This window comes from Ewingella sp. S1.OA.A_B6, assembly GCF_049889095.1.
Lineage (GTDB): Bacteria > Pseudomonadota > Gammaproteobacteria > Enterobacterales > Enterobacteriaceae > Ewingella.
In genome coordinates, this window is sequence record NZ_JBLJFK010000001.1 from 1,044,918 (window position 1) to 1,069,754 (window position 24,837).

At 52.3% G+C, this 24,837-nt stretch carries 22 protein-coding genes; 7 read left to right on the forward strand and 15 right to left on the reverse strand.

Annotated elements, in window-relative coordinates; all coding sequences use genetic code 11:
* Positions 1 to 19 precede the first annotated feature (19 nt).
* The 7 genes from ACMV8I_RS05030 to ACMV8I_RS05060 form a co-directional block, all read right to left on the reverse strand.
* Complete coding sequence (locus ACMV8I_RS05030) at positions 20 to 499, reverse strand: helix-turn-helix transcriptional regulator (protein ID WP_498864085.1); 480 nt, start codon at positions 497 to 499, stop codon at positions 20 to 22.
* Positions 496 to 1,845 carry a type II toxin-antitoxin system HipA family toxin gene (locus ACMV8I_RS05035; protein WP_498864086.1) on the reverse strand — a complete coding sequence of 450 codons (1,350 nt, stop codon included), beginning with the start codon at positions 1,843 to 1,845 and terminating at the stop codon, positions 496 to 498. Before ACMV8I_RS05035 ends, ACMV8I_RS05030 begins: the two co-directional genes overlap by 4 nt.
* A 112-nt stretch (positions 1,846 to 1,957) precedes the next feature.
* On the reverse strand, positions 1,958 to 3,046 hold the full coding sequence (locus tag ACMV8I_RS05040; RefSeq protein WP_498864087.1) for an ABC transporter ATP-binding protein: 1,089 nt from the start codon (positions 3,044 to 3,046) through the stop codon (positions 1,958 to 1,960).
* On the reverse strand, positions 3,033 to 3,998 hold the full coding sequence (locus ACMV8I_RS05045; protein WP_498864088.1) for a carbohydrate kinase family protein: 966 nt from the start codon (positions 3,996 to 3,998) through the stop codon (positions 3,033 to 3,035). The genes ACMV8I_RS05040 and ACMV8I_RS05045 overlap by 14 nt, the downstream gene beginning before the upstream one ends.
* Before the next feature lie 46 nt (positions 3,999 to 4,044).
* Positions 4,045 to 4,884 (reverse strand): carbohydrate ABC transporter permease, encoded by an 840-nt coding sequence (locus ACMV8I_RS05050; protein ID WP_498864089.1) that lies wholly within the window; start codon positions 4,882 to 4,884, stop codon positions 4,045 to 4,047.
* Entirely contained in the window at positions 4,881 to 5,783 is a 903-nt protein-coding gene (locus tag ACMV8I_RS05055) for a carbohydrate ABC transporter permease (protein WP_498864090.1), read from the reverse strand. Before ACMV8I_RS05055 ends, ACMV8I_RS05050 begins: the two co-directional genes overlap by 4 nt.
* A 74-nt stretch (positions 5,784 to 5,857) precedes the next feature.
* Positions 5,858 to 7,105: an extracellular solute-binding protein gene (locus ACMV8I_RS05060; protein ID WP_498864091.1), complete on the reverse strand. Its 1,248-nt coding sequence runs from the start codon at positions 7,103 to 7,105 to the stop codon at positions 5,858 to 5,860.
* 307 nt (positions 7,106 to 7,412) lie between these two features.
* On the opposite strand from ACMV8I_RS05060, the gene ACMV8I_RS05065 reads away from it, so the two are divergent.
* Positions 7,413 to 8,585 carry an ROK family transcriptional regulator gene (locus ACMV8I_RS05065; protein WP_498864092.1) on the forward strand — a complete coding sequence of 391 codons (1,173 nt, stop codon included), beginning with the start codon at positions 7,413 to 7,415 and terminating at the stop codon, positions 8,583 to 8,585.
* A gap of 108 nt (positions 8,586 to 8,693) precedes the next feature.
* On the opposite strand, the gene ACMV8I_RS05070 is transcribed toward ACMV8I_RS05065, so the two are convergent.
* The 7 genes from ACMV8I_RS05070 to ACMV8I_RS05100 form a co-directional block, all read right to left on the reverse strand.
* A complete protein-coding gene (locus ACMV8I_RS05070; protein ID WP_498864725.1) occupies positions 8,694 to 10,355 on the reverse strand; it encodes an ABC transporter permease in 1,662 nt (553 codons plus the stop codon).
* Positions 10,356 to 10,428: 73 nt separating this feature from the next.
* The gene (locus ACMV8I_RS05075) at positions 10,429 to 11,406 is read right to left on the reverse strand and encodes an ABC transporter substrate-binding protein (RefSeq protein WP_498864093.1); all 978 of its coding nucleotides are present in this window, start codon (positions 11,404 to 11,406) and stop codon (positions 10,429 to 10,431) included.
* Positions 11,407 to 11,426: 20 nt separating this feature from the next.
* Positions 11,427 to 12,176: an ABC transporter ATP-binding protein gene (locus ACMV8I_RS05080; protein ID WP_498864094.1), complete on the reverse strand. Its 750-nt coding sequence runs from the start codon at positions 12,174 to 12,176 to the stop codon at positions 11,427 to 11,429.
* A 381-nt stretch (positions 12,177 to 12,557) separates the two neighbouring features.
* Positions 12,558 to 13,406 (reverse strand): DUF817 domain-containing protein, encoded by an 849-nt coding sequence (locus ACMV8I_RS05085; RefSeq protein ID WP_498864095.1) that lies wholly within the window; start codon positions 13,404 to 13,406, stop codon positions 12,558 to 12,560.
* Positions 13,407 to 13,453: 47 nt separating this feature from the next.
* Complete coding sequence (fetB, locus tag ACMV8I_RS05090; protein ID WP_498864096.1) at positions 13,454 to 14,221, reverse strand: iron efflux ABC transporter permease subunit FetB; 768 nt, start codon at positions 14,219 to 14,221, stop codon at positions 13,454 to 13,456.
* Entirely contained in the window at positions 14,208 to 14,879 is a 672-nt protein-coding gene (fetA, locus tag ACMV8I_RS05095; RefSeq protein ID WP_498864097.1) for an iron efflux ABC transporter ATP-binding subunit FetA, read from the reverse strand. The genes fetB and fetA overlap by 14 nt, the downstream gene beginning before the upstream one ends.
* A gap of 128 nt (positions 14,880 to 15,007) precedes the next feature.
* Complete coding sequence (locus ACMV8I_RS05100) at positions 15,008 to 16,216, reverse strand: FAD-dependent oxidoreductase (protein ID WP_498864098.1); 1,209 nt, start codon at positions 16,214 to 16,216, stop codon at positions 15,008 to 15,010.
* 290 nt (positions 16,217 to 16,506) lie between these two features.
* Here ACMV8I_RS05100 and ACMV8I_RS05105 point away from each other — a divergent pair, with 290 nt between their 5' ends.
* The 6 genes from ACMV8I_RS05105 to ACMV8I_RS05130 all read left to right on the forward strand — a co-directional run bounded on the left by ACMV8I_RS05105 (position 16,507) and on the right by ACMV8I_RS05130 (position 22,666).
* Positions 16,507 to 17,220 carry a FadR/GntR family transcriptional regulator gene (locus ACMV8I_RS05105; protein ID WP_498864099.1) on the forward strand — a complete coding sequence of 238 codons (714 nt, stop codon included), beginning with the start codon at positions 16,507 to 16,509 and terminating at the stop codon, positions 17,218 to 17,220.
* Positions 17,207 to 18,385, forward strand: a complete 1,179-nt coding sequence (locus ACMV8I_RS05110) for an aminotransferase class I/II-fold pyridoxal phosphate-dependent enzyme (RefSeq protein ID WP_498864100.1) — start codon at positions 17,207 to 17,209, stop codon at positions 18,383 to 18,385. The genes ACMV8I_RS05105 and ACMV8I_RS05110 overlap by 14 nt, the downstream gene beginning before the upstream one ends.
* 60 nt (positions 18,386 to 18,445) lie before the next feature.
* A complete protein-coding gene (locus tag ACMV8I_RS05115; RefSeq protein WP_498864101.1) occupies positions 18,446 to 19,726 on the forward strand; it encodes an ABC transporter substrate-binding protein in 1,281 nt (426 codons plus the stop codon).
* A gap of 61 nt (positions 19,727 to 19,787) precedes the next feature.
* Complete coding sequence (locus tag ACMV8I_RS05120; protein ID WP_498864102.1) at positions 19,788 to 20,711, forward strand: carbohydrate ABC transporter permease; 924 nt, start codon at positions 19,788 to 19,790, stop codon at positions 20,709 to 20,711.
* A gap of 13 nt (positions 20,712 to 20,724) precedes the next feature.
* Positions 20,725 to 21,567, forward strand: coding sequence for a carbohydrate ABC transporter permease (locus ACMV8I_RS05125; RefSeq protein WP_498864103.1), 843 nt, complete (start codon positions 20,725 to 20,727; stop codon positions 21,565 to 21,567).
* A gap of 4 nt (positions 21,568 to 21,571) precedes the next feature.
* Complete coding sequence (locus ACMV8I_RS05130) at positions 21,572 to 22,666, forward strand: ABC transporter ATP-binding protein (protein WP_498864104.1); 1,095 nt, start codon at positions 21,572 to 21,574, stop codon at positions 22,664 to 22,666.
* A 130-nt stretch (positions 22,667 to 22,796) separates the two neighbouring features.
* Here ACMV8I_RS05130 and ACMV8I_RS05135 read toward each other — a convergent pair whose 3' ends face one another.
* On the reverse strand, positions 22,797 to 24,740 hold the full coding sequence (locus ACMV8I_RS05135) for an exoribonuclease II (RefSeq protein WP_498864105.1): 1,944 nt from the start codon (positions 24,738 to 24,740) through the stop codon (positions 22,797 to 22,799).
* Between the last annotated feature and the right edge of the window lie 97 nt (positions 24,741 to 24,837).

The following is a 24,837-nucleotide window of genomic DNA, read 5'->3' on the forward strand; positions in this document are numbered from 1 at the left end:
GCACCATTTTAGAGGGCATTCATTCTGGCTTGCCTTCTTTGAATATTGTGGCGAGACGATGCCGGGAGGTGGGGACTAGCCCCACTTTAAGCCCGAAGGGTTTGAAGAGCTTATTGATTATCTCAGAAGTGTAATTGCCCCGGTCGTTTTCTACTTCAGACAGCGTCTTGCGTGACACTGTCACTAAATCTGCAAAGGCATTTTGTTGTAACCCAAGAATATCTGACCTTAGTGTTTTTAAGGCATTACCCTGAGTGATATCTCCAAGCAACAGTTTTCGGATAATGGTATTCATTGCCGACTGCCTTTCTTGCGTGCTCGCTGGCTTGGCTGTTTTTGACACTCTTTTACGCGATGGTTTGTCCGCTAAGGCAGGAGAACCCAATTTGTCTGAAGCCAGGGCTTTTAAGCTAGTGGGATGTTGCATAGCATTTTGTTTTTCGCGAATCTCTTTGATGGTTTCGCTTACCGGAATAGTCACATTTTCTTGATCTTTCATAGCAAACCCCACCGGTTTAGTTTTTCCTGAGTAAAGTTAAAACCTATAGCAGGCATCGTAACGATTTGTTCGGGAACACCCCTTTTTACCAATCTTTCTTTCAGATCCAATAATTGTTTAGCTGTCTGCCTGAGCGCCTGCAACAATGCTTCTGCGGGTATAAGATCGGCAAGTGCCTGGGAAATTTTGATGAAGTCATATTCGCCGCCAATCTCTATAGGCTGAGCCCATTTCATTGTTCTCGTTATGCCTTCCGGGTCTGCTTTCATGGGGGCAAAATCGTAAATAGGTGCCAGTTTTATGCTGTTTTCATCCTTCAGGAAGGATGTGTTCCGCCCATGATTATCACTATTGCCAAAAATAATATTAAGCAAATCACGACGTACCCATTCGATTACAAAAGCTGCTGTATCAAATTGAAAACTTTGTGTTTTAACCATATTACTTTGTTTGATTTTTTCGACCAGACTCCTGATTGTTTCTTCATGATATAGCGTAACACCCGGCGCTTTTCTCAGGATTGAGTAAACAGACTCGAGGCCAAACCGCTTAACCTGGGTGTCATTTTCGAAAGAGACATCAAATCGTGGTAACCATAGGGAAGGGTAATGCAAACCTTCCTCCAGACGCATATGTTGGGTCGGGATGGTTTCAAAGCCCATATCTGCCAGTTCCTGATAGTAATGAAACTCAGCCCTCAAGATATTGCAGTCGACCTCACTACGTGTTCCACGTGGATATTTCACAAGATAGTGAATGTCTCTGTTAGCAGGGTTATGTTGGTAAGTATCGATCCATATGCGCTGCTCTCCACCATAACGAAGCAACAGCTTTGGTGCCTCTCCTCCCGCACCTGTTGCTCCCCCGGCTGCCGCACCCCTGAGCTGAGCATAATCCAGGAAATCACCTGCTCTGTTTTTAACATCATCGACTGAGAAGAAAAGTGTCTCAGCCAGTGGATTGAATTCAGGCAATGATTCTTTGATTCTTAGGTTGCCGACAGGAGAAATGGTGCCATATTTCAGTATCACGAAATTCTTCTGATCGGGCGTGAGTCCTTCAAGATCCAGATATCTTTCCCAATAACGTCTGCTGGCCCCACTAGGAATTATGTCATCAAGAAATCTCATCCAGCCGTGATGCCCGCCATCCTCAAAGAAAAGGGACACCGGATGATTGAGTGAAACAGCATGGTTGTCATCAAGATCCAGATTGTCTATCGCATACTCAGATTGATAGTCCAATTCTGTAACGCGGTAATCATTTTGTTCACTTTCGGGAAACGTAATACGAGCAATGTCAGCCCATTCATTACTAAGGAAAGCCTGTAACGTTAAATCTTGCATATGCAGCTCCTCAATAGTCTATGAGTAAAATATTACGCCTAATGATTATTTTTTTCAATGACTGTAACTTATATTACTCATTAACGTCTGGTGTCGAACATTGCTGCCATTCTTACTCGCTCTCTAACCGAACACCGCTTTGTGCATTGAACAGATGAATATTCGCGCTGTTGGCTTCCAGCCAGACGGGTTGATCCACCGTGACGCTGGCGCGTCCCGTGCACTGTACGTGCAACGGGAAGTTGCTCCAGGTGACGTGCAACAGGCTGCTTTCGCCGGTCACTTCCAGCAGACGCAGTTGGGCCGCAGGTTGATGACTGCTGTCGACGATTTTAACATCGTGCGGACGCAGACCCAGTGTCACCGGCTGACCTTCGGCCTGACGGGCCTGTGTCCACCATTTCGGCGGCAGCGGGAACCACAGCTCGCCGCAGCTCACACCCGGCGTGCCGTTCACTTCATTAAACCGGCCTTCCAGCAGGTTCATCGGTGGAGAACCGATAAACCGCGCAACAAAAGTATTGACTGGTTTGTCATAAATCGACAGCGGCGAACCTTGTTGCACGATATAGCCGTCTTTCATCACGACAATGTTGTCGGCCAGCGTCATGGCTTCAACCTGATCGTGCGTCACATACACGGTGGTGGTGCGAAACTGCTGATGTACTGATTTAATTTCGGCACGTAGCTCCATGCGTAACTGCGCATCGAGATTCGACAAAGGTTCGTCGAAGAGAAACACTTTCGGATTACGCACCAGCGCACGGCCCATCGCCACGCGCTGTCGCTGGCCGCCGGAGAGATCTTTCGGCAAACGCTTGAGCAAATGGTCAATCCCCAGCACTTTGGCAGCCTGCAGTACTTTTGTCTGCTGCTCGGCTTTTGGCACTTTTTTGACCTGCATATGGAAAGCCATATTTTCGGCCACCGTCAGGTGCGGGTAGAGCGCGTAGGACTGGAACACCATCGCAATATCTCGGTCCGCCGGGTCCAAATTATTGATCTGCACTTTATCGAGCAGAATGTCGCCGTCTGACAGTGACTCCAGCCCGGCGAGTAAACGCAGCAGGGTAGATTTTCCGCAGCCGGACGGCCCAACCAAAACCGTAAAGCTACCGTCATGAATGATTAGATCCAGCGGTTTCAGCACCTGCTGTTTGCCATAATTTTTGACGACTTTTACTAATTCAACCAATGCCATTTAATGATTCTCCGCCAAGTGAAACCAATGCCTGCCAGTCAGGATACTGGCGGGGACTACTGCTGATCGCTGCACCGGCTACGCGCACGCCCCATTGCAATGCCTGTTGATGGTCCAAACCGTACATCAGCGCCGAAAGAAAACCGGCATTGAAACTGTCACCAGCACCGATAGTGTCAACCACGGCGACGACGTCAGCAGTCTGGTGCCGTTGGTGATCTGCTGACCACAAACGCGCACCATCAGGACCACACTTCGCCACCACAAAAGCGTTATGGGCCATGTATTTCAATAAATAAGCTGCACTTGCATCCAGCGTTTGTCCGTTGGCCATGCCGAGGGTTTCGACCTCATTGAGCAGCAGCGCATCGCAATAACCCAACCAGGGTTCAATCTGATGACGCAGTGCATCACTCCAGTCTTGCGGTGGCCAGCCGCTGTCTACTGCCACTTTATAGCCGCGCTTTTTCAGCGTCTCCAGCAGAGGAGCATATTGCTGGAACAGGCGGGTACAGAGAAAGGTGCCGCACAGCAGGACCCAATCTCCCGTCTTTGCCTGGGTCGGCAGTTGCAGCAGCACATCGTCAAGGTTGAGCCGGACGATGTGCCCCTGATTGCTAAAAAAGGTGCGTTCGTGATCGGGATGCGTCACGCCAAAGGTCAGCGAGGTTTCGCAATTCACGGTCGGCCAGTTCGGCGCGCTTTCCGGGAACAGGCTCGCCAGCCATCCTGTGAACTGGTCGTTGCCCTGATTAACCACCAACCGGTGCGGCGTTCCCAGCGCTGCGAGCGCCAACGCGCAGTTACCTGCTGAGCCACCAGGTCGCAACGAGCTGCTGTCGAGCATCGCTTCGGTGCCTTTTTTCGGCCACTGATGTAGCGTGCTCATGATCAAGTCAACGTTCAGATTGCCCACCACGTAAAGCGTGGCCTGTATTTCAGGTTTATTCATTTTTTGATCTTTCCATAACCTCTTGATCTTTTAATAGATAGGGCGCTTAGCCTTTGCTGCCGCCGCTGGTTAAGCCACTGACCAGCGTCTTCTGCAACCACAAGGCAATAAATAATGGCGGAATGGCCGCCAGAATACCGACGGCGGCGATCAGGCCATCATCGGTAGCACGCCCGGCGGTAAATCCGGCAATCGTCACCGGTAAGGTCTGGGCATCGATATTGTTGGTAAACAGCAGAGCGTAGAAGAATTCATCCCATGCCAGTAACCAGCCGAACATGGCTGAAGCACCGAGTGCCGGTTTTGCCAGCGGTAACGTAATGCGCAGCAAAACTTGCCAGTAACGCAACCCGTCAAGACGAGCGGCCTGTTCGATATCGACCGGCAGGGCATCAAACTGGTTTTTCAGCATCCACGTCAGGAAGGGTAAAATCATCGAGCAATAGACCAGCACCAGTCCAAGGTGAGTATTAAGCAGGCTCAGCTTTTGCAAAATAAAGTAGAGCGGCAGTACGAAGGCCACCGGTGGCACCATGTAGATTGCCAGACTGCCGAACAGCCAGCCGTTACGTCCGGGATAGCGGGAAAAGCTGTAGGCTGCGGGGATCGCCAGCAGCAGCGAGATCAGCGTCGCGCCGCAGGCAACCAGCAGGCTATTACCCAGTGCATGAAGGAACAGCACGCCAGGTTGACCGGCCTGCAAGGTCAACAGACGGGTATAACGGCTGAAGTCCCAATGACGCGGCAGCCACTCCAGCGGAATCCGGGTCAGGTCCTCTGCCGAACTGACGCTCATCAAAAACATCCACAACAGTGGTCCCAGAATCGACAGTGCCAAGAGCAAAGCGAAGACGTAACGCAGAATCAGGCGAATCTTCGATTTCATTCAACGCTCCCTGAACGACGCTGACGCAGCAGCATCAGCAGATAAATCATGATTAATACTGCGCAAATCAGGGTCATTAGAATGGCATAAGCTGCACCGCTGCCGGCCCGCAAATAGCTGAAAGACTCCTGATAAACAAAGAAACTGACCGTTTTGGTACTGTCGAGCGGGCCACCACGGGTCATAACATAAATAATGTCGAAGACTTTGAAGGCGTCGATGGTGCGCAAAACCAGCGCCACGGCCAGAGGAGCCGCAATCGCCGGAAAGGTGATTTTGCAAAAGCGTCGCCAGGGTGAAGCGCCATCCAGCCGGGCGGCCTCAAACAAGTCTTCAGGAATGGTCTGTAATGCGGCCAGCGTCAGCAGGGTGATCAACGGATAATTCTTCCAGATATCTGCAAACATCACCGCATTCAGTGCCGATGATGTATCTCCCAGCCAACTGCGGTAGTTGTCCAGCACGCCAAGCTGGGTCAGCAGGGCGTTGATGCTGCCGTAATCCGGGTTGAAATTAAGTCGCCACATGGTGGCATTGACGATCGTCGGCAGCGCCCAGGGCAAAATGACCAGCACGCGCAGCGCACTGCGGCCCCAAAACTGCTGATTGAGCAGCAGTGCAACCAGCACGCCGATAATGCCCTCGAAAATCACCGAAACAATGGTGAAGTACAGCGTGCGCCAAAGTGCCGCGCGAAAATCCGGGTCCGTCAGGGCATAAATAAAGTTGTCGCTGCCCACCCAATTTGGCGCCGTGCCGTCACCGATAAGTCCTGCGTCGGTAAAACTGAGCCATAGTGTGCGAGCCAGCGGCCAGGCCGTCAGCAGAAACATCATTAACAACATGGGCGCAAGGAGCAACCAGGCTTGTCTACGTTCACGTTGAAACAAGGTCAGCATGTTCATTTTCCGTGGTGTTGGTTCGCCCTTCATACCGAAATACTCCGGGCGTGGTGTTTGTCTTCAAATGAAACTCAACGTAAACGATCGGCAGCGGCGGTGGCCGTGGCCATACCGTCTTTTGCGGTGACTTTACCTTGCAGTACGCCTTGCAGATTTTGTTGCAAAATATTCGATAAACGTGAGTAATCCGGCGTTATCGGACGTGAAAGCATCACGTTAAGCGAAATTTTCGCCGCCGCAATCAGCGCTTCCTGATCTTTTTGCACCGCGGGGTCATCATAAGAGGACTTCCAGATTGGCAGGCTCAGCTTGGCGTATTTGTCCTGCACCGGCTGCGAAGTCATATAGGTGATGTACTGCCAAGCCTGATCCGGATGGGTACTGGCCTTGGCGATACCCAGACCCATTGAGCCGTTGACGCCCGATGCCTGACCTGCCACCGAACCCGGAGCAGGAATAACACCCACCTGACCAGCCACTTTGCTCTGCTTTGGGTCATTCGCCATGTTGTACATATACGTCCAATTCAGCGCGAAGGCTGCGTCACCGTTGGAGAATGACTTACGAACGTCCTCTTCCAGATATTCACGTGAGTTCGGATTGGTCAGTCCTTTATCCAGCGTCTCCTTCATGAAATCGACGGCTTTCATCGCACCGGAATTGGTGAAGTTTAGCTTGCCGTCCTGATAGAAATTGCCTTTGAACGCAGAAACCAATGTGGTGTAGTCACACAGCAGTGCTTCTGACTGTGACCAGCTCCAGACCAGCGGGAATTTAACGATGCCTTTTGCTTTAAGGATCTCAGACTGTTTCTCGACCTCAGCCCAGGTAGTCGGCGGGGTAGTGATCCCGGCTTTTGCCAGCATGGCTTTGTTGTAATACAAATATTTGGTGTCGAGGATCCACGGCATGCCCCAGCGTTTGTCTTTATAAGTCACGGTGGAGATCGCACCATCGAAGATTTTTTTACTTTCATCACCGCTGATGCGCGAGGTGACATCTTGCAATAAGCCGTACTTGTTGAATTCTGCCGGCCAGATGGCATCGAACAGCACGATGTCATAACCGTTGGCACCGGCGCCGCGTGCGGCAACGATTTTGTCGTGCAGCGCTTCGTAAGGAACGAACTCCAGATTCACTTTGATATCAGGATGCTGCTTGGTGAAATCCGCCGTCATAGCGCGGATATCGGCTTCGCTGTATGCCGCCTGTGTCATGAACAGCGCACTGAGAGTCGTCTCAGCCGCATTGGTGCTGTAGCTAAAAGCCAGCGCCGAAAGGGCGCACAAGGTGGCGGCAGGGGTTAATCGCATAGTCATGTATTCATCTCCGGTCGTTAAGATAATTAAATCAATTTGATTGCTTTAATCGGCGTTAAAAAAATCCCGCTGTTGGCTCCGGGTGGAGCAGCATCCCTGCCTTTGCTACATGTGGTATTTCAAGAAGAGTGTCGGTGTTTAATAACTTCTATCGAATACTATTAACACAGCCATAACATTCATTGCTGTGATAGCGCCGTCATTCTGAACACATTCAGTCGACCCATCGTAATTATAAAATCAATTTGATTGCTCAAATATCTACCAGCATACTGCCTGTAAGATTTCCCTTGGTGCATAGGCAGTTATGGCAACGTCTGGAACTAACCTCGAACACGCTCGTGCTCACAACCGCCGTGTGGTAATCGAAGCAATTCGCCTCCACAGCGAACTGACCCGCGCCGAAATCGCCCGTTTGACATCGTTGACGCCGCAAACCGTTTCTAATATCGCCGCTGAACTCGAAGCCGCGGGGATCCTCTCATCACATCTGCCACGCAGGGCGGGCGGTCGTGGACAGCCAGCAACGCCACTGACACTCAATCCTAATAGTGCCTACTCGATAGGCATCCATCTTGATCATCAATCGCTGCTAATTGTGCTGGTTGATCTCACCGGAAACGTGCGCTTTCGTCATCTGGTGGCGGTAAAAAAACCGCAGCCGGAACCCACGCTGTCCATGATTGAGAAAATATTGCAAGAAATGCGCCAACAGGTAAAAATCGATTGGCGAAAAATGCTGGGCATCGGCATCGTCATGCCAGGACCGTTTGGCGTTGAAGGGATCTCTTCCGAAGGGCCTACCACCTTGCACGGCTGGGATAATATCGACGTCGAAGCGCGTCTGAGCACGGCGACCGGCTGGCCGGTGCGGCTTGAAAACGATGCCACCGTAGCGGCAATAGGCGAGCGTTTTCATGGTATCGCCAAGCAACTTACCTCGTTTGTTTATCTTTATATCGGCACCGGACTCGGTGCAGGCATCTTCACCGACGGGCGAATTTATACCGGTCATGCACACAATGCGGGCGAGGTCGGTCACATGGTGGTGCAACCGGGTGGTCGCGAATGTTACTGCGGCAACCAGGGCTGCCTCGAACGCTATCTCTCACTTCAGGCGGCCTATGAAGCCTGCGGGCTGGATCCTGCCAGCGCAACGCCGGAAGATTTACTGCAGGTGGATGAGGAAACCTTCGACCGTTGGCTGGACACTGCGATTGAACCCGCCTGTCAGGCCATTAATATTATGGAGTGTGTGTTCGACGCCGAATGCGTGATTATCGGCGGCATGATGCCGCAATTGCTGGTCGAAAAGTTGATCAAACGTCTGTCACCGCTCTACAGTTCGGTGCGCAGCCGTTACCCACATGGCATGCGCCTGCGGATGGGCATGTCCGGCAGTAACACCGCCGCGTTGGGTGCGGCGGCACTGCCGATCTTCGATGAATTTAATCCGCAATATGAGGTGCTGCTGAAGTAGGAACGACTTTTAGTAGAAACGTATGTTGGGCATTTTTTAAAAGCCAAGCTCAAGCCTGCGGCTGGCAGCCTAAGGTTTTGAAATTGAATTTAATACGTTAAGCGGTTATCAGGCTGGTCGCCAATGGCGTGTCTGTAGCCGCACCGCCGCCAACATCAACGATAAGCTGATCAACACCGCGATAGATGCCATCGCCATGCCATCCCCCACGGAGCCTTGCTCGAACTGTCGCCATACAAACACTGAGACAGTTTGTACACCAGCGGGCGCCAGCAACAGGGATGTCACCAACTCCCGAGATGCGACTGCAAATACCATCATCATGGCGGCCAGCAGGCTGGGGAAAACCAGCGGCAGTAGAATTAGCCACAGTGCCTGAGCTGCACTAGCACCGTGCACTCGCGCTGCGGCGTCGAGATTACTGCCAATTTGCTTCATGGCGGCGCTGACGTAGCGCACCGGATAGGGCAACAGCAGACAACAATAGGCCAGCAGTAAAATAGCCCAGGTATTATAAGGCGTGATCGGCCAAAAACCGCGGTTCCACGCCAGAATCAGCCCAACGCCGACCACAATGCCCGGCAGCGCAGCGGGCAGCAGTGATAACGCATCAATGGCAACCGCACCGCGCACCCGCCGAACGACGACCAGCCACGATGCCAGCAAACCGACTGAGCCTGCAATAAGTGCGGTTCCCAGCGCCAGACTGAGGCTAGTGCCGAGTGCCGAAAGCGCGTCGCCATCAGCGTCGAACAGTGCCACATAATGCCGTAGCGTCAGGTTTTGCCATGCGATCCCGCCAGACAACGTGCCGGAAAACGCGGTGAGGGTCATCGACATCAACGGCAGGGCGACGCTGACCAGCGCGACTAACGTAAACAAGATTATAGATGGCCATTTGCCGCCTCCCAGCGGTTTAGCGACGACGTCCGTCGGTTTGCCGGTCAGGGTTTCGACATTACGCCCAGCGAGCACCGCACGTTGAACACAATAGGCGCAGAGTGCCAGCGCGACCAAAACCAACGACAGTACTGATGCGCCAGGCATATCCACCGGCCAGTCAGCAAGACGCTGCTCGATACCCGTGGTCAGGAGATTGACGCCGCTTCGGGTGCCCAGTGCGCCCGGCACGCCGTATTCTTCGATCGACAGCGTAAACGCCAGTAGCAGGCTTGAGGCCATCGAGGGCAGCGCCAGCGGTAAAGTTACGCGCACAAATGCCCGCCACGGGCCTGCACCATGGATCCGCGCCACATCCGCCAGACGACTGCCGCTGGCGGCCATGCTGCGCGATACCGCGAAATACACCACCGGAAACACATTCAGCGTCATCACCGCCACGATACCGGGCAGGGAAAACAAAAAATCATTCAGATGCAGCAAGGACAGTTGTTCGACATAACCATTGGTTTGCAAAGCCAGCATCCATGAAAGTGCGCCAATATAGGGTGGCACCATGAAGGGAATTAGGAAAAGTAAATCCCACAGTACGGCGCCAGGCAGTACGAATAGCCCACGCAGTGCCCCGAGAGGAATACCAATAATGCCGCTGCATACTGCTACGCCAATACCCACTTTCAGCGTAGTGCTCACCATTTCACGCAGCTGGGCATCCATGAATAAACGCCTGAATGCACTGAAGGCATCGTTAAACAGACCGCTGTCGAGATGCGGGAAAATCGCCTGCAAAATGACAAATGTCACCGGCAGCGCAACTAAGAGCAATAGTGCGACGCAGGTGAGGGCAGGAAGAAAAAAATGCTTACTCATCATAGGGTGTTAGCTGCTGTTACGGGAAATGTATGACGTCAGGGCTGACTATTCAGCCCTGAATATTATTGACTCAGCGTTGACCAAACAGGCTGGCGAAACGGTCCAGCACCTCTTTGCGCGAAGCCGAGGGTTGTGCATTTTCTGGTAAAATTTTCAGAGTTTTAAACAATGGACGTTTTGCATCGATGTCAGTACGGGCAGGCATTAGCCAGGCATCAGCGACCAGCTTTTGACCTTCGTCTGACAAGGCGTAATCGATAAAGGCTTTAGCTTCTTTCTGTTCTTTGCTTGATTTAAGGATCATCATTGGCCGCGGCGCAATCACCGTCCCGGTCTCTGGGAAGATGACTTTGATCGCTTCGCCGTCTTGCACACTGCTGTAAGAGACATAATCTACTGCGCCGAAGACCGCGGCTTTTGCACCTTGCAGCACCGGCGTCAGTGCCTGTGCATTAGGGCCAGCAATCACCATGCCGTTGGCTTTTAGATCGTCGAACAGTTTCCATGCCTGTTCATGCTTGGCGTTCTGTAAGCCGATCAGCAAATCCAGAGAAGCCCCGGACAGCGCAGGGTCTGGCGTGGTGACTTTGTCTTTGAATTCTGGCTTGGCTAAATCTGCCCAGTCATTTGGTTCCGACGTGCCGCTTTTGGTGTTCCAGATGATCGCCAGCGCAGAAATGCCTTGTGCAACGTAATACGGGGTTTTGAATTGATCAGGAACCTGCGCGGCATTTGGGCTTTGATAAGCCAGCAGCCAGCCACGTTTTTGCAGATCTTCCGCAGTGTCCCACGATGCAGAGATTAAAATGTCAGCATGTGGATTGGCCTGTTCGGCATCCAGTCGCGCCATCACTTTACCGGTAGTGGCCTGGAATACGTCTACTTTGACACCGGTCTGTTTCTCATAACCTGCTGCCAGTTTTTTTGCCAACGATCCGGGACCGGCAGTGTAAAGGGTCAGCGCATTTGCACTGCCCGCGGCCATTGCGAAAGAAAGAGTCATTGCCGTGATTAAGCCTGTTTTGAGTGAAGTTGGCGTGCGATTCATCAGTCATTTTCCATCAGAGGTTAAGCAACAAAGGGAGCAATACGGGAAGATTCAATCTGATCTATACGTGCGATACGGCCATGTTCCATCCGAGCGATGCAGTGCGCCAGCGTTTGGGCTTCATTCGGATCGTGGGTGACGTAAACCGCCGTAGTGCCAAGCTGGCGCAGCAGGGTTGCCATCTCTTCACACAGGCTTTCACGCAAATCACGATCGAGGTTGGAAAGCGGCTCATCAAACAGAAGAATTTGCGGCTCAGCTACGATTGCTCGCGCAAGTGCCACGCGCTGTTGTTGCCCGCCGGACAACTCACCAGGGCGACGCAATGCAAAATCTGCCAGGCCGACCCGCTCAAGCGTTGCCATCACTTTTTCACGCTGAACAACCCCACGCACGCCACGCATTTGCAGAGGGAAAGCAATGTTTTGGTAGACGCTCATGTGTGGCCACAGCGCATAGTCCTGAAAAGCCATGCCCAGCGATCGCTTTTCCGGAGGCAGGCTGAATTTGTCAGCTGCCATGCATGTCTCACCAAAATAGATTTCCCCGGATGATGGATGTAAAAGACCCGCCAGCAATTTCAGCAGGGTGCTTTTGCCACATCCGGAAGGACCGAGCAATGCGACGATAGTGCCTTTGGGCACCTCAATATTGACATGATTGAGTACTTGGTTAGCCCCGAAAAACTGGCTTACCTGATGGACAATGATAGCGGGCAAAACAGGCGCGCAGTTGTGTGCACCCGCAACGTTAGGGGCTGGCGTTGGCATGGGGAACTATCCTCTTTGGGATTTATTGTTACGCAGGAGCTTAAGAGATACGGATGACGAATTTATGTCAGGCGAGTGACAATTTGCCTTTATTGGAAAGGCGTCAACTCAAACGTCAGAACCGGCGCTCATGCTGGCTTTTATGCGTTGGGTTACGATTAAAGAGAAGCCAGCGTCGGGGTAATAGTGCATAAATTATCGGCCATAAGTCTTAACACTCCAGTGCAGCATAGCTTCCAACAAGGGTTGTAACAGCGCCTGCATGGTAACCAGCGACGTGCGGTCCACAGGCTGTCGCAAATAATCGAGCCTGAAGCTGAAATGTTCGGGGTTGCCCGCGTCGTTCGCGCTCCTCATGGAACTGAAATCTAAAAAACATATTCACACCGGAATATGGACATGTTTCTTGATGTGCTTCAGACAGGTGATCATGGTGAATGTCATGATCACCAGGAGTGCCCATGAACTCCATTTCCCCAAGTGCACACCTGACCAAGTGACCACCTGATTCGGGTAATACCAAAGAGCAAAAAAGGTACTGATATTTTCTGCCAGCCAGATAAAGAACCCAATCAATACAAAAGCCAGTAGCAGCGGCATACGGCGTGGGATGTCATAAGGCATGAACACCACATAGCTGCGGGCATACAGACCAAATACCAAAGCGGTGATATACCAGCGAAAATCGCCGATATAGTGATGAGTAAAAAAGTTTAGGTAAATCAAAAGAGAAGCGATTGCAGCCAGACTATAAGGCGGGTAATTCCGCACTTTCATATCGAACAAGCGCCAACACTGGATCATGTAACTGCCCACCGCCGCGTACATAAACCCGGAAAACAGTGGTACGCCAAACAGTTTGCTGTAGGCGAAATCGGGATAACTCCATGAGCGTATCCCTGATGATGTTTTGAAGACTTCAAGAGTAAAACCTACTACGTGGAACAGCATAATCGCTTTGAATTCATCCAGAGTTTCCAGCTTGCTGGTTACCATCCAGACTTGAATAAACAGCGCGATCAGCAGCAGCACATCGTAGCGGGGAACATGGAACAACCCGCTTCGCGGCACGAGAAAAACGGCCAGGAAAAACAGTCCGACAAAGAGACATGCGCGAGCCTCTTTGACCCCAAAAAAGATAAACTCAGTCAGAAAACGCCGTGACCCGCCGATAGGGCGAACAGTCCGCTCAAGAATTAAATATTGGTCAAGTTTTTGTAACGGTGACATTTTCATCCCTGAAATTTTGATCAAATAAGTGGTTGAATCCGTGGATTCTATTTCATAACTCGTAACTGCACACGCTCATTGTAAAAACGCCGATAGGAGAGATAGCCCGCTATAATTGTCGATAAACTGGCGGTAGCTAGCAGCATAAATGTCACCATAATTTGGTACTTAATGGCCTTAACAGGATCAATACCGGCGAAAATTAATCCTGACATCATGCCCGGCAGGCTGACCAACCCGACGGTTTTGGCGGCGTCGACGGTTGGGATCATCGCCGAGCGAATACTGTCACGAATAAGCGCCCCGGACGCAATTTTAGTCGATGCGCCTAAACTGAGCATTTCGAGGATTTTTTGTTGGTTATCCATAAAACGCTGGTTCAGGTTGCTATAACACAGACCGACCGCGACCATAGCATTCCCGGCGATCATCCCTGAAATTGGGATCACCTGCATCGGTAAAAATTCAATTGAACGGCTCAGCAACAGAACGGCCAGCGTAAGCGTGGTTCCCGTAGCGATCGCGATAAACGAAATCACAAAGCCGTTATCGATATTACGACTGCGTTTTTTGGCATTCAGCGCCGCATTAACGCAGATGAACAATACCATCAGGACCGTCAGGCAGCCGTTGTTAACGTCAAAGATATACTTCAACACATAGCCGACAATCACCAACTGGACGATAGCGCGGGCTACGCTCCAAACGATGTCTTTCTCCAGGCCGAGCTTCTCTTTTTTACTGACCAGCAGGGCGACAACCACCAAAGTGAGGGCCAGCGCCAGGGATTCGTTCGTAATATTATGCTGGTTCATGCGTGGCTTTCTCTTCGGCGTGGCGGTTCAGGGTAATAACGTTTTGAGCATGGCGAATTTCGTTCCGATCATGGCTAACCCACAGCACGGCAAGCGAGTGGTCACGGACTAAATCGGCAATGACTTGATTGATATTCTGCTTATTATCTTCGTCCAGTGCGCTGGTGACCTCATCCAGCAACAGGACATCAGGCATAAATTGTAAATTACGCAATAACGAGACACGCTGTTTTTCCCCGCCGGACAGTTCCAGAATTTTTTTCTGCAACACATCTTCAGACAAATTTACTCGGGTCAGCCACTGTTTCATTGCACTGACATCTTTTTTCTTGCCACGAATTTCATACGGCAGCGCCAGATTATCCTGCACCGTTTCGCCAAACAGCGTCGGTGTCTGGAAACAATACGAAACCTGCTGGCGGTAGGGTTCAGGTTTAAGCCCGGAAATATCCTCCCCTTTAAAATGCAGAGTTCCTCCGGTTGGCGTTTGCAGTGACGCAATGATTTTCAGCAACGTGCTTTTGCCGCTGCCCGAAGGCCCGGTCAGCAGAGTGAACTCGCCAGGATTGAGATTAAATGACACCGGTTCTAATAAAGTCCGGTTATTGAGCGAAAAGCTGACGTCCCGTAATTGCAGTAACGGATCAGATTGCGGCATGGGGTATTCTCAGATTAATTCAATAATGTGGGAATGATACCACTTCGGTTCATGTGGATGAAAATTGGGTTGGGTGGCAGCCTAAACGTGCTGAGTTTGAAAACAGTTCCCACACCTTTTTCCAAAAGCTACAACCCTTTTGGCATTTCCCGATAAAACCCAATGCCGATCAAACGGCCAAACAAAAAGGGTATAAACTTTCTATTCCTCAGCCACAACTCCATGCGACCTGGGGGTTTGCGGCGTTTCTTTTGCCCGGCTTTACTTATCATGATTTGCAAAGATTGGGTGGCCCAGGTCGGGAAAAGTCGGCGGCGTTGGACCCGTTTGAGATGCCGCAGGCTGAGCGTACCGCCAAGCAGCGGAGCCGTAATAATATTGGCGGTTGCCACCGCGTCCTGGATCGCCAGATTCACGCCGACGCCGCCAATCGGCGACATGGCGTGGGCAGCATCGCCGATACACAGTAAACCTGGTTTCGCCCACTCTTTCAGGCGGTCAATGCGGATCACCAGCAGACGTACGTCGTCCCAACCGGTGATGTCTTCTTGCAAACGCTCAAGCTCAAAGGGTGAAACCTCGGTCAGCAAATCAAGGAAGGGCGCTAAACCCTGCGCTTTGAGCGGTTCAAGACTGTCTTTCGCAATAGAATAACCGCACTGCCAGAAATCACCACGATCGATCATGATGAAATTTTTCTTTGGGCCACGATGCCCCATTGCCCACTGCGGATCGTTGGGGCACTTGTTGATCTTCAGCCACAGGACGTCGCGCGGTGAGCCAAATCGTCGAATTTCCATGCCAGCCTGCTCACGCACCACCGAATTGCGACCATCACACCCGACCACCAGATCAGCGATGAAATGCTGCGTTTTACCTTCCACCTCGGCAATCACGCCGGTGACCTGACCTTGCTCTTCTGACAACGACAGCACCTGCGCACGGTGAATCAGATGAAAATTCGGCAGCAACGCCGCTTTACGGGCGATGAAGTTGAGGAAATCCCACTGCGGCATAAACGCGATGAATTTGCACTGCGTCGGCAGGTGACTGAAATCCGCCAGCGTGGTCTCTTTGCCGTCGATCTCACCATACAACTTTTCGGCCTTTTGGTGAGGTAGCTGCAAAAATTCTTCGAGAAAACCCAGTCGCCAGATGATCTCCAATGTCGAAGGATGAATAGTGTCACCGCGAAAGTCGCGCAGGAAGTCAGTGTGCTTTTCCAGCACTGTCACCTGAATGCCTTTTCGGGCCAGTAAATAGCCGAGCATTAAACCCGCAGGACCGCCACCCACGATGCAGCAAGAAGCGAGAGGATGTTCTGAATTGAGCATCATAAAAAGCGTCCATCAGCATTGAAATTATTTGATAATAATTATCATTTGCGCCCTTTCAGGTCAATGGGATGTGCCTCTCAATGCCATCAGGCAGGGATCTTGATGGCACATTTCCTACGTGATATGCCCCTTATTATGCACAGCAGCCTGACCTTATTTTTTTAAATACGTATGAAATTTATTTTATTTTCAATAAAAACAACACGTTGATTTAAATATGAAAACTGGCAAGTATTTTGCTTCGTTCTAAATAGGTTGAGTTGTTGGACCAATATCCATTGAGACGCACCATGCAAAATGATTTCAATTTGCTTCACCCGATAGCGCCACAGCAGAGTGACATATTGGTACTCGATGCGCTGACCCGTTATGTGGCGCAGTCCGGCACCTGCGTAGGGGAGAAATTACCGCCTGAGCGTGTGCTAGCCGAAGGATTGGCGGTGAGCCGCAACACCGTGCGCGAGGCGCTAAAACGCTGGGAAGCGCTGGGCATTATTGTACGTAAAAAGGGCAGCGGAACGTTTCTGCAATCGGAAGTCACCGCCAACGACAGCTTCCTGTCGCTGCGCTTTAAAAATGACTCCGCCACCATGCTGCACGCGTTGGAAGTGCGCCGGATCATCGAATGCGAAGCCTCGGCGCTGGCGGCGGTGCGGGCGACGGAAAGCGATTTGCTGTTTATCGAACAAAAGCTGGATGTGATGGAGAAAGTCCATCTCAGCGTCGGTTCCGCCGGGGCAGAAGACTGGCAGTTCCATGCCGCGATTTATACCGCCGCACACAACCCGCTGCTGCTGCAAATGGTCGGCGGAATTTACGACCTGCTTCACGCCTTTTTCGAATCACCGCCGGAGCAGGCGCTATTCAGTGACTCTTTCCCGCTGCACCGTACTTTATTTGAAGCTATCGCGCGCCGTGAACCCGAAGCCGCGCGCAGGCTGAGTAACGACATTCTTAACATAACTGAACGTGACATGAAGGAAGTGATCAATGCAGCAAGATGATAAAAGCCAGCACGATGAGTTGTCCGAAAGTACCCGTTTAGTTCACGACGCACGTCACGATCGCGGTGCGATTTCGCCGCCGATTTACCAGTCTTCATTATTCAGCTTCACCGATTATGACAGCATGATCGCCCGTTTTCGCGGCGAAAGCGACCACGCATTGTATTCCCGAGTCGATAACCCGACGGTGGTGGAGTTGCAGAAAAAAGTCGCGCAGCTCGAAGGTGGCGAAGCATGTCTGGCCTTTGGCAGCGGCATGGCGGCGATCAGCAACGCCATTCTCAGCGTGGCCGGTCCCGGCGACAAAGTGGTATGCGTAAACCACGTTTACCCTGACACCTACCGCTTCTTGCGCGGATTCTGCACCCGTTTTCAGATTGAATCACAATTCATCGATGGCAGTTCGTTGGCCGTTTTAGAAGAAGCAATACAGGGCGCGAAGCTGCTTTATCTAGAAAGCCCTAACAGTTGGGTGATGGGCGAACAGAATCTGCGGGCGATTGCGGAACTGGCTAAAAAACACGGCGTGACGACGATGATCGACAACAGCTGGGCGTCGCCGATTTTCCAAAAACCGCTGGCGGCGGGCATCGATCTGGTGATCCACTCCGCCTCGAAGTACATCAGTGGGCACAGCGACGTGGTGGCCGGGTTGGTGATCTCCAGTGGCGAACGCATCACTGCCATCAGCCGTTATATCAGCCCGTTTTTGGGTGGCAAACTTTCTGCCAACGAAGCGTGGTTGCTGCTGCGCGGCCTGCGCACCTTGCCGTTGCGGATGCGCCAACATCATGAAAGCGCCCTTGAGCTGGCGCGCCGTCTCCAAGGTTATTCGCGCATTACGCAGGTCAATCATCCCGGCTTAGATCCGCTGCCTACCTCGATCCTGACAGGCTATAGCGGCCTATTTTCTTTCGAACTCAGCGACTGCATCGACATTCCGACGTTCTGCAACGCGCTGAAGCTGTTCCGCATGGGCGTCAGCTGGGGCGGTTTTGAAAGCCTGGTGATGCCAGCGATCTCTGTGCTGAATCAGGCGGGTGAATTCAATTCGGCGATTGATTTCGGCGTGTCGCCGCGGGTGATCCGTATTTCCATCGGACTGGAAGATATCGAGGATTTGTGGCGCGACCTGAAAAACGCCATCGAAAGTGCCTGTTCCTAAAGATTTGTCTCAAAGAATGTTCCTGTGATCCGACCCTTTGCTCCGTGGAGAATCAAGATTATGCGACACCCGAAACCTCATGTGCTCAGCCTGCTGGCCCTCAGCGTCAGCCTGTTTTCCTGCGCCAGTTTTGCCGCCACCAAACTGACGTTAGTGGAAGTGATCACCAGCCCTGCGCGTACGGAAATGCTGCAAAAAATGTTAACAGTCTACAAAGCGCAACACCCGGACGTCGAGATCGAGGTGGTATCGCTGCCGTGGGGGCAGGCGTTTGAAAAGCTCGGCACCATGATCCAGAGTGGACAATACCCGGACGTCGTGGAAATGCCCGACACCTGGCAGGGGTTGTACGCCAGTAACGGCATGCTGGCGGATCTCGAACCGCGCCTGAAAAACTGGAACGGTACGCCGGATCTGACCGACAAAACGCTGACCATGGCGCGTTCGTCCGGCGGCACCGCCACCATGATCCCCTACGGTTTCTATCTGCGGGCGATGTTCTGGAACAAGAAACTCTTCCAGCAGGCTGGTCTGACTGAGCCGCCGAAAACCATGGATGAATTTATGGCCGATGCGAAGAAAATCAGCGCGCTCGGCAACGGCATCAGCGGCTATTGTATGCGCGGCGGCGTCGGTGGCACCAATGCATGGATGATGTTTATGGCGGCAATGAACGGCTCGCCGGAGTTCTTCGACAAAGAAGGTAACAGCACGCTGACGCAACCGGGTGCCATCAAAGGTGCCCAGTTCCTGGTGGACATGTACCAGAAAGGCTATGCGTCGAAAGATAGCGTGAACTGGGGCTTTAATGAAATCGTCTCCAGCTTCTATTCCGGTAAGTGTGCGATGCTCGATCAGGATCCGGACGCATTAATCGCCATCAAAAACAGCATGAACCCGGACGATTTCTCCGTCGCGCCGATGCCGCTGGGGCCGAACGGCAAAGCCTATCCGACCATCGGTTACACCGGCTGGTCGATGTTCAAACAAAGCAAAAATCAGGATCAAAGCTGGGATCTGATTTCTTTCCTCAGTAACAAAGAAAACAACCTGACGTGGTCGAAATTCGTCGGCACGCTGCCGATTTACAAAGGTGCGGAGCAGGACGCTTATTACCATGCGCCGCAGTTTGCAGGATGGTTTGCCGAGCTGAACAGCCCGGATTACATCCCGCTGACGATGCCGACGCACCTTAAAGGCTGGGGCTATTTCAATTCGGTTATCGTCAAAGACAGTTCGCAGGAAACGCTGCTCGGCCAGAATGACACCGAAAGCATGGTGAAAGACTGGGCGAAGTACCTGACCAAAGAACAGAAAGCGTGGCTGGCTACGCAGAAGTAAGGCTCACCGGCTCCGGCAAAATACTGCCAGAGTGTCTATTCCCAATCAATGGAGACGCGTCATGATGTTGGAAGTTTCACCACCAGACACCGCTGCCGCGCCGCGCTTTCCCCGTTTGCGGGCGCTGCTGGAACCCTGGGTGTACCTCAGCCCGACGCTGGTGCTGATCGCGCTGTTTATCTTTGTCCCGATGGCGATCGGTATTTCTTATGCGTTTCAGAATATTCAGCTGCTTAATCCGTCCGATACCGGCTGGGTCGGGCTGGACAATTTTCGCACCATGTTTGACGACCGACATTTTTACGCCGCGCTGCGTCACACATTCAACTGGACGCTGACGTCGCTGGTCTTGCAGTTCGTGCTGGGTCTCGGGCTAGCGTTGTTGCTTAACCGTGAATTTGCCGGGCGCGGCTGGGTACAGGCGCTGGTGTTCCTGCCGTGGGCGGTTCCGGCGTTTCTTTCCGGCCTGACCTGGGCATGGTTGCTCAATCCTGTCATTGGCGTGCTGCCGTACTGGCTGACCGATCTGCACATCATTTCTGAGCCGTACAACATCCTGTCCGATCCGCAACTGGCGCTGTACGGGCCGGTGGTGGCCAACGTCTGGTTCGGCATTCCGTTTTTTGCGATCACGCTGCTGGCAGCATTGCAGTCGATCCCTAAAGATTTATACGAAGCGGCAGCCATGGACGGCGCGTCCGGCTGGCAGCAATTTTGTAAAGTCACGCTGCCGTTCCTTGCACCGATGATTGCCATCACGGTGATGTTGCGCACCATCTGGATCGCCAATTTCGCCGATCTGATTGTGGTGATGACCGACGGCGGCCCGGCGAATTCCACGTCAATTCTCTCGAGTTTCATTTTCACTACCGCCTATCGCAAACTCGATTTTGGCTATGCCTCGGCGATGGCGGTATTCCTGCTGGTGCTAATGACGCTTTACGCGCTGGTATTACTGCGCATCCGCCATCAGTTATTAAAATAAAAAGGAGAGCCACATGAATGCATTGTCATTAGGACTCTGGCTGCGCAAAGGCGGGCACCGGCTGGGGATCCTGTTTTATCTGCTGTTCGCGCTGTTTCCGATTTACTGGCTGATCAAAATTTCGATCACGCCGGACAAACTGCTCTATAGCGAAGGCGTGAAGATGTGGCCGGGTGAGATGACGCTGGTGCATTTTCAGCGCGTATTTACCGAAAGCCAGTTTCCGCTCTATTTCTTCAATAGCCTGATCGTGTCGTTTGGCACGGCATTTTTGACCACGGTGATCGCCGCAGGTGCGGGCTTTGCGTTTTCCCGTTTTACTTTCAAAGGCAAAACGGTGATGGCCGCATTGCTGCTGTTCACGCAGATGTTCCCGCTGGTGATGATCCTGGCGCCGATTTACAAAGTGATGGCACCGCTGGGGCTGACCAACAGCCTGCTGGGGTTAATTCTGATTTATACAGCGTTTAATGTGCCATTCGCGACATTTCTGATGCAATCATTTTTCGACAGCATTCCGAAAGATCTGGAGGAGTCAGCGATGCTCGAAGGATGCAGCCGTTTTATGGCGCTGCGCAAAGTGATCATCCCGCTGACCCTGCCGGGGATGGCCGCCACGCTGGGATTTGTGTTTACTGCCGCGTGGAGCGAACTGTTGTTCTCCCTGATGTTAATCAACAAAAACGATGTGATGACGTTCCCGGTCGGCTTGCTGAGTTTTGTGTCGAAGTTTGCAGTTTCCTGGGGTGACATGATGGCGGCGGCCGTGTTGGCGCTGATTCCCGCTTGCCTGTTTTTTGCGTTCATTCAGCGTTACCTGGTTCAGGGACTGACGGCCGGTGCGGTAAAAGGATAATTTTATGGCTCAGATTACGATTTCCGATCTCCAAAAACGTTACGACAACGTCGAAGTGCTGCGGCACATCAACCTGACCATCAAAGACGGCGAATTTGTGGTGCTGGTCGGCCCATCCGGCTGCGGGAAATCCACGCTGCTACGCACTATCGCCGGGCTGGAGCTGGCGACGTCGGGGGACATCCGCATCGGCACGCGGCTAATGAATCAGGTCGCCCCGAAAGACCGTGATATCTCGATGGTGTTTCAAAGTTACGCGCTTTATCCGCACATGACGGTAGCACGCAACATGGGGTTCAGTCTTGAAGTGCAAAAGCGTCCGCAAGCCGAAATCGACGCTGTCGTTAACAAAGCCGCCGAGATCCTTGGCCTGACCGAGCTATTGCATCGCCGCCCGAAAGAGCTTTCCGGCGGGCAGCGTCAGCGCGTGGCGATGGGCAGGGCGATAGTACGCGAACCGAAGGTGTTTCTATTTGATGAACCACTGTCTAATCTTGATGCTCAACTACGCGGGCAGATGCGTATTGAGATCAAAAGCTTGCATCAGAGAATGCGTAATACCATTGTGTATGTCACCCACGATCAGGTCGAAGCCATGACGTTGGCTGACCGCATTGTCGTGCTCAACCATGGTCTGATCCAACAGGTGGGTACGCCACTCGAGTTGTATGACACACCGGCCAACCAGTTCGTTGCCAGCTTTATAGGTTCGCCATCAATGAATTTTATCAAAGGTACGCTGGAACTTGGTGACTGGGGTCCGCTAGTACGGATCAGCCCGACCTTATCACTGCCGGTTGATCTGAACATCACCGGATTACAAAGTGGTAAACCCGTCATTTATGGTGTGCGGCCGGAAGCGATTGTACTCGCCGCCGAAGGTGAGGCAGGTGCGCTGCCTCTGGATGTTACGCTGATTGAACCCACCGGTCTGAGCGAACTTATTCATGGAACCATTGCCGGCGAGCCAGTCAGCGTGTACAGCATGGTGAGATCGGCAAGCCACCCGGGCAGCCGGTTATGGGTCAATATTGATACAGCGAGGATGCAGTTGTTTGATGCAGGGAGCCAGCAGAGACTTTTAAAAATAAATGAGTGATTTTTTAAACTGCGACCAAATTCACTTTAATTATTCAAATTTTTAAGGTTTTTGACATTAAAAAAAACCGGTCTATGGTTTCCCATGACCGGTTTTTTATCGCGTAAGCAAAAGCTTCACACCAGAGAAATTAAACCACTGGTTTGGCGATCACATTGCGATTTTCCATGCGCACTTCTGCAATCTGTACGTCGATGATATCGCTCTGACGATAGGCGACTTCGCCTTTGATCAGCACGGTACCTGTATCGAAGCTGCAAACCAGTTCATCGCGCACACTGTGCAGGAACGGAGCAGGGATGAAGGCAACAGCGCCGATATCCTGCAGGCGTACGCGCAGTCCGCCACGGGTGACGTCAATAACTTCAGCGCTGAATTTAGTATCAGTACCGACTTTATCTTCCAGATAACGGGCGTAGAGCCAGTCACCGACATCGCGTTCGGCCATGCGGTTAGCACGACGACGCTCAGCCAGCTGGATAGTCATCTCATCCTGAGGTTTCTCACCAGGCTGCTGCAGGATCATCGCTTTTAGCAAACGGTGGTTCACCATGTCGCCGTACTTACGGATCGGTGAAGTCCAGGTTGCGTAAGCTTCCAGACCCAGACCAAAGTGTGGTCCCGGCGTGGTACTGATTTCAGCAAACGTCTGGAAACGACGAATACGGCTGTCGAGGAACTGGGTTGGCATCGCGTCAAGCTTACGTCGCAGCGCGCAAAAGCCTGGCAGGGTCAACAACTCTTCGGCATTGGCTTCCACGTCGTTGGCCTGCAATACGGTGACTGCATTTTCTACCAGAAGCGGATCGAACCCGGTATGCACGTTGTATACGCCGAAACCGAGGCTATCGCGCAGGGCGATAGCGGCGCAGACGTTTGCTGCGATCATCGATTCTTCTACGATACGGTTGGCGATACGGCGATGCTCAGCGATGATCTCCAGCACATTACCTTTCTCACCCAGTACGAAGCGGAAGTCAGGACGGTCTTTAAACACCAGCGCGTGCTCGGTGCGCCATGTGCTGCGCAGGTCACAAAGACGCTTCAGCAGACGGATTTGATCGGCGATGGCATCACTATTGGGCTGCCAGACGCTTTTCTCTTCCTGCTCGATCCAGTCGGAGACGTCGTCGTAAGCCAGTTTGGCTTTAGATTCGATGGTGGCAGAGAAGAAGCGGATATCGCTGCCCAGTGCACCGTCAGCCGACAGCGTAACGCTGCATGCCAGTACCGGACGCTGAACGTCTGGCCACAGTGAGCAAATGTCGTCAGAGAGTTCACGCGGCAGCATCGGGATGTTAAAGCCCGGCAGATAGTTGGTAAATGCACGCTTCTTGGCAATGTTGTCGAGCTCGCTGCCTTCAGACACATAGGCAGTAGGGTCGGCAATCGCGATATTCAGTTGCAGGGTGCCGTCACCGTTGTCTTTCACATACAGTGCGTCATCCATATCCTGAGTACTGCCGCTATCGATGGTCACATACGGCAGGGCGGTCAGGTCTTCGCGGGTCAGACCCTGATCGAGGATCTCAGCGATTTCGGCCTTAGGCGCTTCGCGCTCAAGGTTGTGTCGAGCCAGCGTAACCCACCATGGTGCCAGATCGTCGACACCGGTGGTGATCCACTCGGTGATCTCAGCCTGGAAGCTGTTATCGCCTTCTTTCAGCGGATGGCGGCGCATTTCAGCCACACACCAGTCGCCATCGCTCACTTCGTGATTGATGTTGCGAGTAACGCGACACTGAATGGAATCACGCAATAATGGATGATCAGGAATAATGGAGAGGCGGTCATCTTTTTTGGTGACGCGACCGACAAAACGGCTCAGGAATGGTTCAACCAGCGTTTCAGGCTGAACCACTTCACGTTCCTTTTCGGTCTGCAAAGAGGCAATTATACGGTCGCCGTGCATGACTTTTTTCATGTACGGCGGCGGGATGAAGTAACTTTTTTGACCGTCTACTTCAAGAAAGCCAAAGCCTTTCTCAGTTCCTTTAACAACGCCTTCAAGGCGTGGAGTCTGAGAGTGAAGTTGCTGTTTTAGCTGCGCGAGCAGCGGGTTATCTTGAAACATATCGTCCAGGGGTGGGGTTAGAATGGCTCGATTAGCGGCAGATAGTTTTACGCGAAATGGCTCCTGCGGGCAAGTAGCATCTCCCTTTTCACCGCAT